Below are 18,908 nucleotides of genomic sequence, written 5' to 3'. Positions count from 1 at the left end.
AAATTTTTATCGGAGTAAGGTTATTTTTATATACGTTTTTTCAAATAATTAATGATTGTAAAGCATCTATTTCTGAAATTTTATTCTAAAAACCTTGTCTGTGGCTCAATAGAAACTTACATTTGTAATTGTTGACTTGTATAGACAAGTTGGATTAAAAATGATTGTCAATTTTTAAAGATTTTAAAGTGAAAGCCGCAGTTTACAAAGGGAAAGAAGCCATAATAATAGAAGAGGTAGCCATGCCGACTTTGGAGGATGGCGAAGTGCTGCTTGAAATTGAAGCATGTAATGTGTGCGGAACAGATTTACGCACTTACCGGCACGGAGATAAGAAAATTACACCGCCCCGTATATTAGGCCATGAATTTTGCGGAAGAGTGTTGGAGTCAAGAAGTACGGATACTGATATAAAGGTGGGCGACAGAGTGCTGATGTACATTGTTTTGTCTTGTGGCGAATGCCGTTACTGCAAAGCAGGAAGAGAGAACCTTTGCCAAAGCCGTACTACGATGTCGTATCATCTCGACGGCGCGTTTGCACCTTTTATGAAAGTGCCAGCCAAAGCTGTGCGCCGCAGGCAGTTGTTTAAAGTAAGTGAAGAATTACCCGCAGGGCATCTGAGTCTTGCCGAGCCTTTGGGCTGTGTAATAAACGCCCACGGCCGAGGCAGGCTGGAAGTAGGCCTGAAAGACAAAGTTGCCATTATTGGTGCCGGGCCAATAGGCGTGATGCACGCGCTGGTGTCACGGTATCAGGGGGCGCAGCAGGTAGATATGTATGATGTCATGCAAACAAGGCTGGATAAGGCAACTACTTTTGATATTGACCACGTGGTAAAAGCCGAAAAAGAAGGCAGCCACCTTGAAAGGGCACTGGAACTAACCGACGGATTGGGTTATGATGTGGTAATTGTAGCCGTGAGTGTAGCACAGGCACAGGCCGATGCCCTGGAGATAGCCGGAAAAGCAGGCAGGGTGGAATTTTTTGGCGGTTTACCAAAAACCAATCCTTTTGCTATGCTTAATACCAATCATCTGCATTACAAAGAACTACGCATCAGCGGGTCTTATTCAGAAAAAATGAGTGATTTTCAGGCAGCCACGGCCTTGGTTCAGAAAAAGGATTTTCCGGCAGATAAGATAGTAACCCATACGCTGCCACTGGGCAGTATTACGGAAGCATTTACCCTGATGGAATCTGGCGAAGCCCTGAAAGTGAGTATTAATCCGAATTTGTAAAAACAACCCATGAATACAGAATTATCAAATAGCCTGAAAGGGCAGGCATGGGGTCTTTTTATTGACGGCCAGTCTGTTCCGGCCGAAGATGAATCGACCATCACTATCTTTTCTCCTGCCAACAGAGAGCCTATTGCCTCCATTGCCCGGGCTACCGCCAATGACATCAGCAAAGCGGTTGAAACCGCGCAGGCTGGCTATAAAGAATGGGCAAAACTGACGGCTTATCAACGTGAAAGCATCATAAAAAAAGCTGCTGCCTATGTGCGCACACAGGCCGACCGCATAGGTATGCTGATGGCATTAGAGCAGGGGAAGCCTTTCAACCAGGCCAAAGCAGAAATTATCGGTTCCTGCGATACCATCGAGTACTTCGCTTCAGAAGCTGTACGCGTAGAGGGATATGTAAATCAGACAGAGAAGGCAGGTGTTTTTTCAATAGTAAAATACTACCCGGTTGGGGTTTGTGCATTAATTACTCCCTGGAACTACCCGGTTTCTTTGTTGTCCTGGAAACTCGGGCCGGCATTAGCTGTTGGCTGTTCGGTTGTAGTTAAGCCCACAACAGTTACGCCTTTGTCGCCTATGGCTTTTTGCATGGCTTTAGTAGAGGGGGGCATTCCGGCCAGGGTAATCAGTGTATTAACGGGGCAGGGGTCAGTAGTAGGTGATGTACTTGTGAAACATCCACTGGTAAAGAAAGTAGCCATGACCGGCTCTACTGCCACCGGAAAAAAACTGATGCAGACGGTAGCGCCCTATCTGAAAAAAATATCGCTTGAACTCGGCGGCCAATGTCCCGCCATTGTGTGTGCAGATGCCGACATTATAAATGCGGCTGCTGTTATTGCCTACAAAGGATTCAGGAACATGGGGCAGTCGTGCAGTAGTATTAACAGGGTGTATGTGCATGTATCAAAGCATCAGAGTCTGGTAGCTGAACTAAAGAAAAATGCAGAGAAACTGACCATTGGCGACGGAGTTACCGACGGCGCAGCAGACCTGGGACCTATGGCTACTGCTGACGGTATTACAACCACAAAACAGCACATTGAAGACGCCATTGGCAAAGGCGCATCATTAGTTACAGGTGGCAGAGCCCCCGAAGGCGGGCAATATGAAAAGGGGTTTTATTTTATGCCAACCATACTTGACAACTGCCATGCGGGCATGAAGGTAATGCAGGAAGAAACCTTTGGTTGTGTGGTGGCGGTTGAGACCTTTGAAACGCTGGAAGAGGCTGTTAACAAAGCTAATGATACCAACTATGGGTTGGTGGCCTACGCCTTTACGAAGGATTTTAAAACGAGTATGCACCTGGGCGACGCGCTTGAAGCCGGAACCGTTTGTGTTAACAGTGGCGCAGTAAATACTAATTATGCACCTTATGCAGGTTGGAAAGACTCAGGTTATGGGGTAGAGTTATCGCGAAATGCTGTTTTTGAATACCTTGAAACCAAGCACATAAAAGTTGAAGCAATTTGATGTCAGGGTCGGTAACGGGCAAAAATATGTTCATCATATAATTGCCCTTCTTTAAACAGAGCGTGCTTGAGAACTGCCTCTTTTTCGTAACCCGCCTTTTGCAAGGCACGCATCGAACCGGTATTATATTCGAAAACACCGGCGTAGATGCGGTGAATGGGGTAGTTGGCAAAGGTAAAGTCAGTTACTTCTTCAATGGCTGCAGACATGATGCCTTTGTTCCAGTAGGGTTCTCCGAGCCAGTACCCAATTTCGGCATTTCGGCAATAAATATCGTCCTTTAGCAAAATACCTATGCCGCCAACAGCCTTGTTTTCTACTACTATAGCATAGTTTTCTGATGTATTTCGGGCAAGTTTAACCCACTCAAAAGCATCAGTAATGGTATAAGGGTGCGGAAATATATCTTTCAGATTCCTCCAGATACGATAATTATTTGCGTTTTCTGCCAAAGATGGCTCGTCTCCTGCCTGCCATTTTCTCAAGAAAAAATTCATTCGCTTCTAAAAGTAATTTCCTGTTTAGTCAATAGCTCTTTTATTCTGGCACTTTCTGAAAAAGCAAAAATCAGTTCTTTTTTTGGCAAGTCTTCTTCGTCATCTGCCCAACGCCAGTCTTCACAAATGGCATCCAGCAAATTTAGCAGGGTTCCTGTTTTCTCGGGGTTCCTCTCTTTTTCAATGAAAACGTCGGAAGGAGAAATATACAGTACAATTTTTTCGTCTTCCAGCCACGACAAATCGCTTAGCATTTCGTCTAGTTCATCAAGCGTGAAACCAAACTCTTCCGGAAACGCCAATGCATCGGCAATTTCTTCATAAAAGCCTCTGAGTGTCTGTGTTTTATTGCCATCCAGTTCAACAATCGAGTAATTCTCTGGAAGAGCTAAATTATTAGTGATAAGGAAATTGGGCATGAGGTTTTAGACAAGAATATAAGTGGCCTGTTAAGCAGGCCACCAAAAGATGTTAGTTCAGTGAAAAAGTAGGTACTTTCATTACTACCGAATTATTAAACATTAATTCGGTAATGGTATGAGACATATAATCTATTAACGGGAATTCAGAAATAATATCCATTACTTCCAGTTCATCCTGGGCGTTTACAATACACCATAGTCTGCTTCTGTCTGAAGACAACGCATAAGAGTGCAATTTGCCATCTTCCAGCAATTGATTAACAGCAATTCTTTGATAAGGAATTTTTGCAATGAAACTTTCAGGGAAAGGCACTGGCAAATCAAATTCCACCATAAACTGAGTCATAGTATCTTCTCTTTAAAATAAAAACAGCACAAAATCTATACCACACAGGGTAATTTACTTTCGGATTACGTCAACAATTCCATTTGTGCTATAAATTTCTATCACTAATATAAACAAGATTTCTAAAAAAAACGTTTTCTTTGCACAACTTATCTCAAAAGGGGTGCCTTAATATAACGGGCTGAGATTATACCCATTGAACCTGATGCAGGTAATTCTGCCGAAGGGACAGAGAATAGTACTGGAGGATGCGCACCTGCAGAACTATTGTTTTCCATTTAAAATTTTGTTTAACCAAACGAGCCTCATGGGCTCACAAGATTTTACTCCTTTGCCTTGTTAAAATTTTCGTGATACAATGAAAAAATTAACAAAAAGTGTTACCAGTTTTCTTTTAAACCTATCTAAATCTTTTCAGGGAACCGTTTCGGTTGTCTTGCTGATGAACATGGTAGTTTTTTCAGCCAATGCTCAGGACTCTACCAAAATCAAAGAGCTGAACGAAGTAGTGGTGAGGTCTACACGTGCCAACGAAAAAACCGGTATGGCGTTCACAAACGTATATCAGCGGGATATCAGAAAGCAGAATCTGGGGCAGGATTTACCTTTTCTTCTCAATCAGTTGCCGTCAGTAGTGGTCAGTTCTGATGCCGGAGCGGGGGTAGGCTACACCGGTATCCGGATCCGTGGGTCAGACCCCACCCGTATTAACGTAACCCTTAACGGTGTTCCTTACAATGATTCAGAGTCTCAGGGTACTTTCTGGGTAAATATGCCAGACTTCGCGTCCAGTGTTCAAAGTATTCAGGTGCAGCGAGGGGTAGGTACTTCTACCAATGGCGCAGGGGCTTTCGGAGCCAGCCTGAACATCAGCACTTTAGGATATGAGCGTGAGGCCTTTGGCGAGACTAACCTGTCTTATGGCTCTTTCAACACCATGAAAGCCAATGTGCTGGCAAGTACAGGGCTGCTAAACAACCATTTTGTGGTTGATGCCCGGTTATCGAAATTATCTTCAGACGGATACATCGACAGAGCCAGTTCAGACCTGAAATCTTTCTATTTTTCAACGGGCTACTACAACAAAAGTAATTTTATCAGATTGAATATCTTCTCAGGGAAAGAAGTTACTTATCAGGCCTGGGAGGGGGTGCCCGAGAAACTTCTGAAAACCAATCGTACATACAACCCTTACACGTATCCTAACCAGGTTGATAATTATCAGCAGGATAATTATCAATTGATTTCGTCTTTTAAATTAAGCGAGCGCTGGACGTTCAATCCGACTTTGCATTATACGCGTGGTAAAGGTTACTATGAGCAGTTCAGGTCAGATGACGCACTTGCCAGCTATAAACTACCCAATGTGATAATAGGCGGAGATACCATTACCTCTACCAACCTGGTGCGCCGTAAATGGCTCGACAATCATTTTTATGGAATAACTTACTCTTTCGATTACCAGAGTAATAAGAAGCTTTCAGCCAATATAGGTGGGGCTTGGAACAAATATGATGGGCATCATTTCGGCGAAGTAATCTGGACAAAGCTGGCCGAAACACCTGCTAACGATTACCGATGGTACACCAGCAGGTCTCTTAAAACCGATTTTAACATTTTCGGTAAGGTATATTATCAGTTATCAGACAGGTTCAATCTGTTTGGCGACGTGCAGTACCGCACCGTTGGGTATGATATGAAAGGAATTGCCGACAAACTGCAGGATATTACCCGAAATACTTCTTTTTCTTTCTTTAACCCAAAAGTCGGGATGAATTATCAGTTAAGCGCCGGGGCATCTATATATGCTTCTTATGCCGTAGGTAATAAAGAGCCTAACCGCACCGACTTTGTGGATAACATAAAAGCACCGAAACCCGAGCATCTGGAAGATTTAGAGGCCGGGTATCGCTGGGCAAACCAGAAACTGAGCTTCGACGCGAACTTCTATTACATGAACTACCGCAACCAACTGGTGCTGACCGGACAGGTAAACGGAGTCGGTGAGGCCATACGGGTGAATGTTCCGAAAAGCTACAGAGCAGGTATTGAGCTGGTAGCCAACTGGAATTTTGCCCCCAAATGGAGACTAAATGCCAATGCTACATTCAGCCAGAATAAAATTAAAAATTTTACCGAAACCGTGGTGAATTACGATGGTGGCGCCGATAAAGTTAATCAGTACACAAAAACAGATATTTCGTTTTCGCCTAATGTGATAGCCGGTGGGCAGTTGTCTTTTGCCCCGGTAAAAAATCTTGAATTCACCTGGCTGCCTAAGTATGTAGGTAAGCAGTACATGGATAATACAGCAGACCAAAAACGTAAACTGAACGCCTTTTTTGTGAATGATTTGCGTGCCAATTTTACGGTGCATCCGAAAATTGTGAAAGAAATGACCTTTAGCCTTTTGGTTAATAACATTCTCAATCATCTGTACGAATCAAATGGCTATACCTACAGCTATATTTATGAACAACAGGTAGTTACAGAAAACTTCTATTATCCGCAGGCAGGAACCAATTTTCTGCTGGCGGTAAGAGTAAGGTTGTAGTTATTGCCCCACCCTGGCTTCCCCATTGTTGATATAGGCCAGGGTGGGGTTTAATATCAAAATAGATAAATTTTTGTAACAGGCATTCTGTAAATGTTTGCGTATGTAAGCGTTTTATAATTAGACGTTTATCTGTTTCTGTTAATCAGTTTTTCTTATTCTTCTGGGCTTTCCATTCTTGCTTTTCTTCTATTTGTTTCATTATTTGCTATATTCGTTCTAATTAATGACGCAAAAGCATGGCTTCTGAAAAAAACAAGGGTGAACTTCTCAAACTTCTAGGCGTAGGTTTTGGTATTGCCGTTACCATTGGCGGAACGATAGGAACAGGCATTTTGCGTAAACCAGGCCCTATAGCGGCTAATCTGGGCGACCCATCATTAATTATGCTTGTTTGGATACTGGTGAGCATCTATGCTTTTTTAGGTGTGTTGTGCGCTATTGAACTGGGCGTGTCGGTACCCAAAGCAGGTGCCTGGTATGTATACGCCCGCCGTGCCTTTGGCGATTACGTGGGTTTTGTAACCGGTATCACCAGCTGGTTGGGTACAGTGGCTGCCCTGGGTTTTGGCGCCTATACCATGAGCGAATTTATAGCTTTAATGCTGCCTGATGTTGAACCCATCGTCCGCTATGTGGCTATTGGTATTCTGTTGTTGCTGATGAGTTTCCACTGGCTGGGTACCAAGTCGGCCGGCAGGTCTCAGGAAATTATCTCTTTTCTGAAAGCCATAGGCCTTTTTGCTTTTGTAATAGTTTGTTTTGTATATGGCGGTGAAATAAAAAGTCAGCAACTGGTAGAAACCACTCAGAAAGTGGCAGGCCCGGGTCTGTTAACAGGCCTCATAGTTTCGCTCCAATCAGTGTTTTATACTTTTGATGGCTGGCATACTGCCGCGTATTTTTCAGAAGAAAGTACAGACCCTGCCCGTAATTTGCCCAAGTCTATGATCAGCGGTGTGCTGGTAATCATAGCCATTTACCTGCTGGTAAATCTGGCTATACTTTACATTATGCCAATAGAAACCCTGGCCGGCTCTAAATTGGCGGCTTCAGATGCCATAAAGCTGATTTTCGGCAACAAGTCTGCCAGTATTGTAACATTCTTTCTTACTATTTCAATTTTTGGTATTCTTAATGCGCAGATTATGTTCTCGCCACGGGTGATTTATTCCATGAGTCGCGACGGACTTTTCTTCAAGGCTGCTCAAAAAGTAAACAGTGGAGGCACGCCCGCCATTGCCATGCCACTTACCGGACTCTGTTCAATATTGCTCATTCTAAGCGGGAAAGATACCTGCGAGAAGCTATCAGATATTGCGGTTTTCTTTTTTGTGATGTGCTACATTGCGGGGTTTGCCAGCATTATGATGCTACGCAAAAAAGAGCCTGATTTACCAAGACCCTACAAGGTGCCGGGGTATCCTTTTATACCCTGGTTACTGATTGTAATATCAATTTTGTTTCTGATTGGCGCAGTGTATCAGGACATCAGCAGTAGCGGTTATGCACTGATCTTTCTCATTATCAGTTATCCTTTGTTTTTGCTGACAAAAAAATTAAACCAATAGCCTGTTGTTATTGTTTTTCAAATAGCCATATTTGTGGCGAATTTGCCTGCCCCAGACCTGATGACCCGGGGTTTGCCGGATTCAAACCACTATACAATCGTTATCTATTAATTATACTATTCGATTTTTGCCAAGTTGAAAATGAGAAATTTTATTTCGCTGAAAGATGTAGAGAATATCCGGGATTTAGTGAATGAAGGGATTCGTCAGAAAAAAGCGCCTTTTGCAGAACAGGAACTGGGAAAAAACAAAACCATTGGTTTAATCTTTTTTAATCAGAGTTTAAGAACCCGCCTGAGTACCCAAAAAGCCGCAGAAAACCTGGGCATGAAAGTGCTGATGATGAACGTAGGGCAGGATAGCTGGCAGCTTGAAATGGAAGACGGTGTAGTAATGAATGGCGATAAAGCCGAACACGTAAAAGAAGCTGCTGCTGTTATAGGCAGTTATTGCGATATTATTGCCGTAAGAGCTTTTGCAGGCCTGCAAAACCGAGAGGCAGATTACCGCGAGCTGGTGATGGAGAAATTCAGAAAATATGCAGGGGTTCCGATTGTGAATCTGGAGTCGGCTACGCGCCACCCATGCCAGTCGCTGGCCGATTTGATTACCATTGAAGAGCATAAAAAAGTAGAAAAGCCGAAGGTAGTTCTTACCTGGTTGCCGCATTTTAAACCATTGCCGCAGGCTGTGGCCAATTCTTTTTGCGAATGGGTAAACCAGACAGACTATGAGTTTGTGATTACGCATCCGCATGGGTATGAACTTGCTCCTGAATTTGCAGGTAATGCCAAAGTGATTTATGACCAGAATGAAGCTCTGAAAGGCGCCGATTTTGTGTATGGTAAGAACTGGTCGTCTTATAACGAATACGGTAAAGTGCTTACCCAGGACCCCTCGTGGATGATTACTAAAGAAAAAATGGATCTCACAAATAATGGCCTTTTTATGCACTGCCTGCCCGTGCGCCGCAATCTGAAAGTAACCGATGAGGTGCTGGACCATCAGTCTGTCGTTATTCAGCAGGCTGCCAACCGTGAGTGGTCGGCTCAGGCGGTTTTAAAGACAATCCTCAAAGGTTTATAAGCCATCATGAAAGTCAGCCGGCAAACCAGCTGACTTTTTACTTTGCAAGTACTATGGTATGCTTGCATACTATTTTATTTCCTTGTAATTTTGTTAAATCCAATCATCAACTATAAAGTCAATACTAAAATCTTATGGCAGCTACAACTATAGAAGGTATTAATTTTAATCTAACAGAAGAGCACCTGGCTGTGCAGCAGGCCGCTCGTGAATTTGCCCAGACTGAATTACTCCCAACAGCCATTGAACGTGATACACATTCAAAATTCCCGGCCGAGCAAGTAAAGAAGATGGGCGAGCTGGGCTTTTTGGGTATGATGGTATCGCCTGAATACGGCGGTGGCGGTATGGATACTATTTCTTATGTGCTGGCCATGGAAGAAATATCAAAGGTAGATGCTTCAGCTTCGGTAATCATGTCTGTGAACAACTCACTGGTATGCTGGGGGCTTGAGAAATACGGGTCAGAAGAACAAAAACAGAAATATCTTACCAAACTGGCCACTGGCGAAGTAATAGGTTCGTTTTGTTTATCAGAACCGGAGGCCGGCTCTGATGCCACTTCGCAAAAAACGACCGCTATTGACAAAGGCGACCACTACCTGCTGAATGGCACAAAAAACTGGATAACCAACGGTAACTCATCGTCTATATCGCTTGTCATTGCCCAGACCAACGTAGAATTGAAACACAAAGGTATTAACTGCCTGATTGTTGAAAAGGGCTGGGATGGCTTTGCAGTTGGCAAAAAAGAAGATAAAATGGGGATACGTTCGTCTGATACCCATTCGCTGATGTTTACTGATGTAAAGGTGCCTAAAGAAAACAGAATAGGCGAAGACGGCTTCGGTTTTAAATTTGCCATGACAACCCTCAACGGTGGTAGAATCGGTATAGCTGCCCAGGCCTTGGGTATAGCTGCCGGAGCTTATGAGCTGTCGGTTAAATATTCAAAAGAAAGAAAGGCGTTCGGAATGAGAATAGCAGAGCACCAGGCTATTCAGTTTAAACTTGCCGAAATGGCCACCAAAATTGAAGCCGCACGATTGCTGGTATATAAGGCTGCCCGGTTAAAAGATGAAGACAAAGACTATATTCAGGCGGCAGCCATGGCCAAATTGTTTGCCTCAGAAGTAGCCATGTGGGCCACTACCGAGGCCGTTCAGATACACGGCGGGTACGGATACGTAAAGGAGTATCATGTAGAACGATTAATGCGTGACGCTAAAATTACCCAGATTTATGAAGGCACATCAGAGATTCAAAAGCTGGTAATTGCACGCGAAATTTTAAAGTAAACAGCGGTTTCTTTAGTACAAAACACATATTTCGTTGGATAAAAAAAGGCTCGAAAAGAGCCTTTTTTTATGTATAAAACATCAAAAATATTGGAATATTACCTTGCACTTATAATAAAAAAACAGGCCTGTAAAGGGGTTAAATTAGACTTTTTCTAGAAAAAAGGTCTTAATGTTGTAAAAAAATATAATTAAAGGAACATCTTTTGTTTTCTATTTGTTACAAAATAAAGAGAAAATATATTAGTTTTGTCCAATATTAGTTAATACATTGCGTTTAGTATTCTAAGCTATCACGAAAATGCTCCTTCAACATGGAAGATTACAATAAGATTATCGAATCTCTTGGTGTAAAATTCGCCAAAGCGCGTCATATCAGAATCTTGCAAACCATCAAGATTAAGAATGTTTATGATGTTGAAAACTCAATTCTGGTTTTGTACGATGGTGATGTGAAACTGGCCGGGAATGACGAGCGCGTACAGCCGGGTGATTTGTTGTTTATTCCCGGAGGGAAAGCAGCAACGATCAGCTATGGTGTGGGCGAACCTAAAAATATTTCTTTTGAAGAGTTTATGACACGTCGGGAAAGTTATTTCGAGACCATGACAGACTCTTCAAGTATTGGTAAAGTACCTAACTCTTTTGGTTTGATTAATTTTGAAGCCAAAGTGTTTGATTCGGTAAACTTCTTTACATCTCTGGACATTCCGCCGTTTTTTATAAAACAACACAGCAAACTTGGATCTTTGATACATGATATTTTGCTGGAGGATTTCTCTGATGAAGTAGGCCGCGGGCGTGTTATCAGAAACAAAACAGAAGAAATAGTTATTGAAATTGTGCGGCATATTCTGAAAAACAGAATGTTTGTTGAGCAGTTGGCAACCAACAGTACGTATTTCAAAGACCCTCGTCTGATAGACATCTTTACTTACATCAAAAACAGCCTGGCCGGAGACTTGTCTAACAAGCAACTGGCAAACGTAGCCAATGTTTCTGAAGATTACGTAGGCCAGTATTTCAAGATGCTGACAGGTATTAATCCGCAGGATTATATAGAATACCAACGTATGGAAGCGGCCGTAAATCTGCTGCGTACGTCAAAGAAAAGTATCCGGGCCATTGGGCACGAAGTGGGCTATAAAGATACTGCCTATTTCTGTCGTCGTTTCAAAATGATGTTTGGCATACCTGCAGGAAAGATGCGCCGCAGAGAATCATTAATGATAGGATAACAGACACCTCAAATAAAAAAGCCACTGTAATTAAGATTTGCAGTGGCTTTTGCTTTAATATCGGGTGTAATTTCTAATTCAGTATTTTCAGGTCTTCAATTTTTTCAATCACCAACTGGTTTCTGCCTCTGAAAACACTAATCTTGCCAGTGGCTACTACTTTCTTGCCTGTCAGGTCTTCGGCATTCAGTGTGGTTTTTTCAAGTACCTCTTTATAAACCACCACTGTAAGCGGGCTATTCGGATAATTCTCGTCTAAATTAATCAGCAAAAATGGTGCACGCTCATTGCCTGAATCAAAGCGTCTTGCACCGGCTACTTTTCCTTTTACAGTTACCTGCTTATCAACATAGCTGGCTGCCTTATCGCTGGTAAGGGTGTCTGTCTGGCCAAATGCCATACTCAAGGGGCACATCAATAGTAGCGCAAAAACTAATTTTTTCATTCTGGTAAATAGTTAAATAAATAGTTTAGTATTCTTTAAACTGCCTCAGCGGCAAAAATCCCTCATTGTCTGGTTTGTATTGTTACTTAAAAGTATAGCCAAATATACAAATATGTAGGGTTATTGTGTGCGTAAAGATGTACTAACTTTTATAGGGGCAAGGCTAAAATAGTAGAACCGGTTGTGCAGACTGCCTTTTTTTTCGGTACACAAACATCTCCTCCAAGGCTTTTTAATTTTGTAGGTTTTACTATATTTGTAAAAGGCTCTGAATTTCAGGCTTTTATAATATTTTTCAACTCCCTGCTGTGATACCATTACAACTAATACTTTACCTGTAAACACCTATCAATTAAGCCCATTTGCCTGATGGAAAAGCAGTCTGCTCAAAAAGAACTTTCTGATTACAAGTACGCGCTTGATCAGGCGGCTATAGTTGCCATAACTGACCAGAAAGGAAGTATTACGTACGTAAATGACAATTTCTGCAAAATTTCAGGCTATTCGGAGTCTGAACTTATCGGAAAGGACCATCGCATCATTAACTCAGGCCATCATTCCAAAGAATTTATCAGAGAATTATGGACAACCATAGCTAATGGTAAAGTTTGGAAAGGTGAAATTAAAAACAAAGCAAAAAACGGGAGTTATTACTGGGTTGATACCACCATTATCCCTTTTCTGAATACAGAAGGTAAACCCACGCAGTATTTGTCTATAAGGTTTGATTTAACCGAACGGAAACAAACTGAACAGGCGGTGAGGGAAAGGAAGCGTTTCCTGAGAAACATTACAGATAATGTGCCGGCCATGATTGCCTACTGGACCACCGATTTTCAATGTCTGTTTGCCAATAATGCGTACCGGACGTGGTTTGACAAAACGATTGAAGAGATGGATGGGGTCTATTTGTCTGACTTACTAACAGAAGAAGAAGTAAAAGAACTTAAACCCTGGATGGATGCGGTGCTGAAAGGCGAAGCGCAATCTTTTGAGCGGGTACTCGAACGGCCCGGGAAACCCAAAATTATAAGCCATACACAGTATGTGCCAGACGTAGCAGACGGCAAAGTAGTTGGGTTTTATTCTCTGGTATTTGATATGACAGACCTGAAAATGGCATTACAGGAGTCTGTAACCAAAACACAGGAAATAGCCAACATTCTTGGCCGTATAACAGACGGGTTTGCTGCCCTTGACCACAACCTTTGCTACGTATATGTCAATAATCGTCTGGAACAAATCGTTGGCAAAACAGCGGCAGAGCTAATAGGAAAAAACGTTTGGGAGGTTTTTCCGGATGCCGTTGGTAGTGCTACTTACAAAGCCATTCAGGAAGCGCATACGAAACATACAGACATCGTAATGGAAGATTACTTCGCCCCGTTGAATTTATGGCAAGAGAACCGCATTTATCCTTCTGAAAGCGGCCTGGTTTTGTTTGTAAGAGATATATCTAAGCGTAAAACCGAAGAACACAGGTTGAAACTGATGGAATCGGTAATTACTAATACCAAAGATGCAGTTCTGGTTACAAATGTAGCCGAAAGCCCCGGTAAACTACCAATTACTGTTTATGTAAATGAGGCTTTTTGCACCATGACGGGCTTTACCGAAGCAGAGGTAATGGGTAAGCCGCCGTCATTTCTGCATGGGCCTAAGACAGATAAAGCAGAGGTTAACAGGATTGCCGAATTTATGATGAGAAAAAAGCCTTGCGAGTCTACACTGCTGCATTATAAAAAAGACGGGCAAACTTACTGGGCCGACTTCTCAATCAGCCCTTTGAAGGATTCTGAAGGCAAACACACCCACTGGATTGCCATACAGCGAGATGTAACCAAACGCAAGCAGGAAGAACTCCGCGAAACGCTTTTATCAGAAATAAGTAAGATATTTAGTGCAGAAGAGTCGCTCAATACAATTTTGGCCAATGTTTTACAAAAACTGGTTTTGTTCGGAGAATTTAAGTTTGCTGAAATTTGGATGGTGGCTTCTGATAAAACAAAGATTAATCTGGCAGCCAAGTTTGCTACTACAGATATTGCGCTTAAGTTTTACAGAGAGAGTGACCTTATTAATAGTTTTGAATTAGGGTCTGGGTTGCCTGGCACCGTTTGGATGGAATCACAGCCGGTTTTTTGGTCTGATATTGATAAAAGAACCGATTTTTTTAGATGTGAAAACGCCAGACAAGCAAACTTAAAATCGGTGTATGGTATTCCTATTTCGCATCAGGGAAAAACTCTGGGGGTTTTATTGATAGGTTCGGATGAAAACCTAAATCCTGACAAAATCTATCATTCTCTGTTTGTAAGTGTGGGGCCGCAACTGGGTAACGAAATATACCGGAAACAGGTAGAGCTTGAGTTAGACCAGATATTCAGATTTGCCCCTGATATTATTGTAACCGCCGGGCTTGACGGAAACTTTAAGAAGTTAAACCCTGCTGCATTAAAAGCCTTTGAGTATAGTGAAGAAGAACTTTTAATGACGCCCTATATGTCTTTTGTACATCCTGACGATTACACAACTGTATCGAATTATCTGAATGAAATCAGAACGGTAAACAAGACAGTTTTCTTTGATAATCGATTTATATGTAAATCTGGAAAAGTAAAATGGCTGTCCTGGGCAGTCACTCCGGCATCAGAAGAAGGTATCATATTTTGTGTGGCAAAAGATATTACAGAGCAAAAGCTGAATAGTGAGCAATTTAAGGAAATCTCATGGATTCAGTCTCATCTGGTAAGGGCGCCTTTAGCGCGTATACTGGCAATTACATCATTAATAAAAGAAGGAGACGTAAAAAGCGAAGAGTTTGAGCAGATGATAGGTTATCTGGAAACATCGGCCAATGAACTTGATGAAGTGATTTCAAAAATCAATACCATTTCATACGAGGGTAGTAAGGCCGGAAACTCAACTGAAGAATGAGCCGGGCAGATATAAAACAAAAGAGGTAATTACTTGATTTTCAAATAATTACCTCTTTTGTTTTTTGTTGACCCACTAGGATTCGAACCTAGACATACAGAACCAAAATCTGTTGTACTACCCTTATACTATGGGTCAATCCTGAACTTGTGGGTGCAAAAGTAATAGTTTTTACCAAACCACGCAAGACATGGCAATAAATTTTTTACCAATTTTTTACCATTTCGTTAATCAGGTCTAATAAAAACTGTGTCTTTGCACCAATTTTCCCGGTTCCTAATACATTATTGTCAACCCGGGTAATAGGCAACACTCTTTTAGTAGTGCTGGTAGTAAATACTTCATCAGCTTCAAGCATTTCGGTAAACGAAATACCTCTTTCTTCTATTTTAAAGTGAGGTTTGGCCAGTTCAAGGGTTGTTCTTCTGGTAATACCTTTCAGAATATCAGTATCGGGGGTTATCAGGGTATCACCTTTAAAAATAAATACATTGCTTCTGCTCAGCTCACTTATTAAGCCATTTTTATGATACAGTACGTCAGACGCCTGCGCTGCTTTAATATCAGCCTGGAGTATCATATAATGCTTGTAGTCGGTACTTTTTACCTCTGACAGATCTCTTACAAACTCATAAGCAATTACTTTTATGCCGTTTACATACTCTTCCGGTTTTACGGGATGAATATCTTCGCTCATAATCAGCAGATTCGGTTTGCTCATCGAAACGCTGTCTTCAGAATAACCGCCGGTCAATATAAAACGGATGGCGCAGTCGTCAAGACCAGATTTCTCAACCAGTTGCATTACTATTTTGTAGGCCTCATCTTTCTGAACCGGGTTAGGCAGGCGCAGAAGCCTCGCCGAGCGTTCGTAACGCTCCCAGTACCAGTCCCACTGAAACGGGCGGCCATTATAGGTGCGGAAATAATCAAAAAGACCATAGCCACGCAAGAGCCCCAGGTCGGTAATGTGTACTGATGTCTGCTCAGAAGAGCCGATTTGGCCATTAAAGTAGCAATTATGCGCCATTAGTGCTGGTTAATTGGTTTAATTCTACAAAAATATCATTTTCCGGCCGTTGTCTCAAAAAAATCTCCCTTATTCCAGGCGGGTCTTGCGGGGTTTTGCGCAACCAGATAACTTATAAGAAAGTTTACCTGTGCATATTTACGTCCGGCAGACCACACAAAGGTATCATTTACCTCGTCAGATGGTTTATGATAATTGGCTTCTCTCCACACTTTCACCTTTTCGGCCAGGTTTTTCTCAATTGTAGTTTTTTTGTAGCCATATTTAATATGGAGTGCAGGTATGCCTGCTTTTACAAAATTATACTGGTCGCTTCTTACAAAACGTCCTTCAGACGGGTCCGGGTCTGGCTCAACGTTCAGCCCCACATAGCCGGCAGCTTCTTCTACCACTTTCTGTAAGCTGCTGTGTTCGGCGCCTAAAGGAGCTACCGACTCCAGGGGAGCCATTATGGTAGGCATATCGGTGTTTATATCGGCTACAATCTGCTGTTTGGGTAAGGTGGGTAACGCATTGAAATAACCCGAGCCCAGCAAGCCCAGTTCTTCGGCTGTCATCATAGCAAATACCACCGAGCGTTTGGGTTTGGTGGCCAGTTTGGTATAGGCACGGGCAATCTCAAGCGCGCAGGCAACACCAGAGGCATTATCGTGCGCACCATTATAGATAGAGTCTCCGTTAACAGGTTTCCCTACCCCCAGGTGATCAAGATGGGCAGAATGAATAACAAATTCGTTTTTAAGTTTGGGGTCAGAACCCTCTACTTTACCTATCACATTGAAGCTCTCGGTGTCTTCAAAAGCAGATTCATAATGCCCGCTTATAGAACCCTTCAACGATTTACTTACGTATATCCCTTTTTCAAGCGTTTGCCATATTGTATCCAGATTTTCTCCTTCAGCCTGCATCAGTTCTTTCAGAAACGGCACCGTAATACCACCGGCCATCTGTATTTTTCCTCCCAAAACCGATGCCGAACTGGCCCTTTTGCCGTCGGGCAGAATGGCCGCACCAATACCATTTACTGACATACTATTGGCCAGGGCTTTAAACTGAACATTGTTGTTGGTATAGTTACAAACCAAAACGCCGATGGCGCCGTTTTTAGCCGCGTATTCCTGCAGGGTAGCAGGGTATTGCAGATGTAGTTTCACATTGGCCGACAGGTGGTCTGGCACTTTACGAAGCACAATCACTATTTTGCCTTTCACATCCAGGTTTTTATAGTCCTGAATACCAATGGCGGGGGCATCAAAACCAGTGCCTACAATAGCCAGAGGCGCATCAAAATCAATAGATTTCTGTTCGGGATGCGGATACACAAAAAACTCATTACCCAGCGTCAATGGTTTTTTTGCTCCGTTGGCCAAAGTTATTGTCAAGGCTGTTTGCTCTTTAATGAGGCGGCTTTTGCGTAAAGTTACCTTTTGCAGGTAAGTGCCGTTTTCTCCGGCAGGCAGTAAGCCCATTTCTTTATATTGCTTCTGCACATAATCTACGGCCATCCGGAAACCCTCTTTTCCGGGCTGACGACCCTTCAGCTTGTCGTCGGCAAGATACATCACATGAGCCTTAATGCGATTAGAATCAATCTGCTCTATGGCCATTCGGGCATCGTTGTTCAGGGGCTTTTGCGCTATTGAAATGAAAGGCAATAAAGTAAAGAAGAGGTTAAGCAGGTGCTTCATGAAATGATCCAGTCAGGTTTAGTTTGTTAATTCAGATAATTTTTTCGCTAAATTACGTAAAAATGTTAAGTTGGCAGTTTGCGCCAATGTTTAAATTAATCAGTAATACAGGGTAAATTGCCCATGTTATTTATTAATACTGCTCATACCAACTGAATTTGGCCTCGGCAATTTCTGATTTTTTCTTGTTCAGGTGCGACAGAAACGCCAAAGAAACCGGTGCATGTTTTTTGCCTTTCAGCCATATAAGGCTCCAGGTGGTTTTGATTGGTAGGCCCTCTGTCTTAATTATCTGTAATTCGCCATTCTGCAGTTCATTCCTGATGCCAATCAGGGGCATAATAGAATACCCCAGACCCGCCAGCAATGCCTGCTTAACTGCCTCGTTTGATGTAAGCTCCATTTTTTTCAAAACCTCAATATGATTTCGCTCAATAAAGCTCTCCATTGTTTGCCTGGTGCCAGAGCCCTTTTCTCTGAAAATAAGTGGGTATTGAGTGAAAATTTCCTGCGGTGCCAGGCTTTTTTCTAAGCTTGTTTTGCCTACCAGATAGAGTTTGTTTTGCAGCAGGTCAAGTTTTTCAATGTTAAGTGTGGTGGGTAAGATAGAAACAAGTGCAAAATCTACTTCGTTGTTTTCAAGGCTTTCTACTACCTTGTTTTTATTGGTTACGTCCATCACTAATTCTATACCTGTGTGCTGCTGCATAAAATCAGTAAGAAAGTACGGCATAACGTATTTACCGGTTGATACCACCGAAATTTTAAGCCGGCCAGTAAGCTGGCCCTTATAAGCCAGTGTTTTATAATTAATAGCATATACCTGATTAATGATGTTCTCTGCGGCATCGGCAATTTCTCTTCCAAAATCGGTAATATAAATTTTTCTGCCTACTACTTCCGTAAGGGCAATATCAAACTGGTCCTGAAAATTCTTGAGTTGTATCGATACTGCCGGTTGGGTCAAGTGCAGGTCTTCTGCAGCTTTAGTTACACTTTGGGTTTGTACTACTTTTAAAAAAATCTGCAATTGGTTAAGCGTATAATTCATAAGTTTTATTTATGATTTT

15 protein-coding genes, 1 tRNA gene and 1 riboswitch are annotated in these 18,908 nt (G+C 42.3%); of the genes, 8 read left to right on the top strand and 8 right to left on the bottom strand.

Going from position 1 to position 18,908, the window contains the following annotated elements; all coding sequences use genetic code 11:
• Window positions 1-188: 188 nt before the first annotated feature.
• On the top strand, window positions 189-1,241 hold the full coding sequence (locus tag MB380_RS20390; protein ID WP_253531058.1) for an alcohol dehydrogenase catalytic domain-containing protein: 1,053 nt from the start codon (window positions 189-191) through the stop codon (window positions 1,239-1,241).
• A gap of 9 nt (window positions 1,242-1,250) precedes the next feature.
• Complete coding sequence (locus MB380_RS20385) at window positions 1,251-2,726, top strand: aldehyde dehydrogenase (RefSeq protein WP_253531054.1); 1,476 nt, start codon at window positions 1,251-1,253, stop codon at window positions 2,724-2,726.
• A 2-nt stretch (window positions 2,727-2,728) separates the two neighbouring features.
• Here MB380_RS20385 and MB380_RS20380 read toward each other — a convergent pair whose 3' ends face one another.
• The 3 genes from MB380_RS20380 to MB380_RS20370 are packed head-to-tail and all read right to left on the bottom strand — an operon-like array spanning window position 2,729 to window position 3,991.
• Window positions 2,729-3,223, bottom strand: a complete 495-nt coding sequence (locus MB380_RS20380) for a GNAT family N-acetyltransferase (protein ID WP_253531051.1) — start codon at window positions 3,221-3,223, stop codon at window positions 2,729-2,731.
• Window positions 3,220-3,642 (bottom strand): barstar family protein, encoded by a 423-nt coding sequence (locus MB380_RS20375; RefSeq protein WP_101724637.1) that lies wholly within the window; start codon window positions 3,640-3,642, stop codon window positions 3,220-3,222. Before MB380_RS20375 ends, MB380_RS20380 begins: the two co-directional genes overlap by 4 nt.
• 52 nt (window positions 3,643-3,694) lie before the next feature.
• Window positions 3,695-3,991, bottom strand: a complete 297-nt coding sequence (locus MB380_RS20370) for a muconolactone Delta-isomerase family protein (protein WP_101724636.1) — start codon at window positions 3,989-3,991, stop codon at window positions 3,695-3,697.
• Between the two features lie 149 nt (window positions 3,992-4,140).
• Window positions 4,141-4,238, top strand: a riboswitch (TPP riboswitch).
• A 111-nt stretch (window positions 4,239-4,349) separates the two neighbouring features.
• Here MB380_RS20370 and MB380_RS20365 point away from each other — a divergent pair.
• The 5 genes from MB380_RS20365 to MB380_RS20345 all read left to right on the top strand — a co-directional run bounded on the left by MB380_RS20365 (window position 4,350) and on the right by MB380_RS20345 (window position 11,738).
• Window positions 4,350-6,545: a TonB-dependent receptor gene (locus MB380_RS20365; RefSeq protein WP_253531042.1), complete on the top strand. Its 2,196-nt coding sequence runs from the start codon at window positions 4,350-4,352 to the stop codon at window positions 6,543-6,545.
• Between the two features lie 239 nt (window positions 6,546-6,784).
• Window positions 6,785-8,116, top strand: a complete 1,332-nt coding sequence (locus MB380_RS20360; protein WP_253531039.1) for an APC family permease — start codon at window positions 6,785-6,787, stop codon at window positions 8,114-8,116.
• Window positions 8,117-8,257: 141 nt separating this feature from the next.
• Window positions 8,258-9,202: an N-acetylornithine carbamoyltransferase gene (locus tag MB380_RS20355; RefSeq protein ID WP_253531037.1), complete on the top strand. Its 945-nt coding sequence runs from the start codon at window positions 8,258-8,260 to the stop codon at window positions 9,200-9,202.
• Window positions 9,203-9,336: 134 nt separating this feature from the next.
• Window positions 9,337-10,500: an acyl-CoA dehydrogenase gene (locus MB380_RS20350; RefSeq protein WP_305882493.1), complete on the top strand. Its 1,164-nt coding sequence runs from the start codon at window positions 9,337-9,339 to the stop codon at window positions 10,498-10,500.
• Between the two features lie 314 nt (window positions 10,501-10,814).
• Window positions 10,815-11,738, top strand: a complete 924-nt coding sequence (locus tag MB380_RS20345) for an AraC family transcriptional regulator (protein ID WP_101724631.1) — start codon at window positions 10,815-10,817, stop codon at window positions 11,736-11,738.
• A 73-nt stretch (window positions 11,739-11,811) separates the two neighbouring features.
• Here the strand turns inward: MB380_RS20345 and MB380_RS20340 are convergent, their stop codons facing one another.
• Window positions 11,812-12,183 (bottom strand): hypothetical protein, encoded by a 372-nt coding sequence (locus tag MB380_RS20340; protein WP_253531028.1) that lies wholly within the window; start codon window positions 12,181-12,183, stop codon window positions 11,812-11,814.
• 369 nt (window positions 12,184-12,552) lie between these two features.
• On the opposite strand from MB380_RS20340, the gene MB380_RS20335 reads away from it, so the two are divergent.
• Window positions 12,553-15,120 carry a PAS domain S-box protein gene (locus MB380_RS20335; protein ID WP_253531024.1) on the top strand — a complete coding sequence of 856 codons (2,568 nt, stop codon included), beginning with the start codon at window positions 12,553-12,555 and terminating at the stop codon, window positions 15,118-15,120.
• A gap of 67 nt (window positions 15,121-15,187) precedes the next feature.
• Here the strand turns inward: MB380_RS20335 and MB380_RS20330 are convergent.
• From MB380_RS20330 to MB380_RS20315, 4 genes are all read right to left on the bottom strand, one after another.
• Window positions 15,188-15,258, bottom strand: a tRNA-Gln gene (locus MB380_RS20330).
• Between the two features lie 67 nt (window positions 15,259-15,325).
• Window positions 15,326-16,150: an aminotransferase class IV gene (locus tag MB380_RS20325; protein ID WP_253531021.1), complete on the bottom strand. Its 825-nt coding sequence runs from the start codon at window positions 16,148-16,150 to the stop codon at window positions 15,326-15,328.
• Window positions 16,151-16,185: 35 nt separating this feature from the next.
• Entirely contained in the window at window positions 16,186-17,838 is a 1,653-nt protein-coding gene (locus MB380_RS20320) for a M28 family peptidase (RefSeq protein ID WP_253531018.1), read from the bottom strand.
• 133 nt (window positions 17,839-17,971) lie between these two features.
• The gene (locus MB380_RS20315) at window positions 17,972-18,889 is read right to left on the bottom strand and encodes a LysR family transcriptional regulator (protein WP_253531015.1); all 918 of its coding nucleotides are present in this window, start codon (window positions 18,887-18,889) and stop codon (window positions 17,972-17,974) included.
• Window positions 18,890-18,908: the final 19 nt, after the last annotated feature.

The sequence above is a fragment of the Emticicia sp. 21SJ11W-3 genome, from assembly GCF_024138715.1.
In the GTDB taxonomy this organism is placed as follows: Bacteria; Bacteroidota; Bacteroidia; order Cytophagales; family Spirosomataceae; genus Emticicia; species Emticicia fluvialis.
The sequence above is the reverse complement of the archived record's forward strand: the minus strand, read 5'-3'. Positions and strand labels throughout refer to the sequence as shown.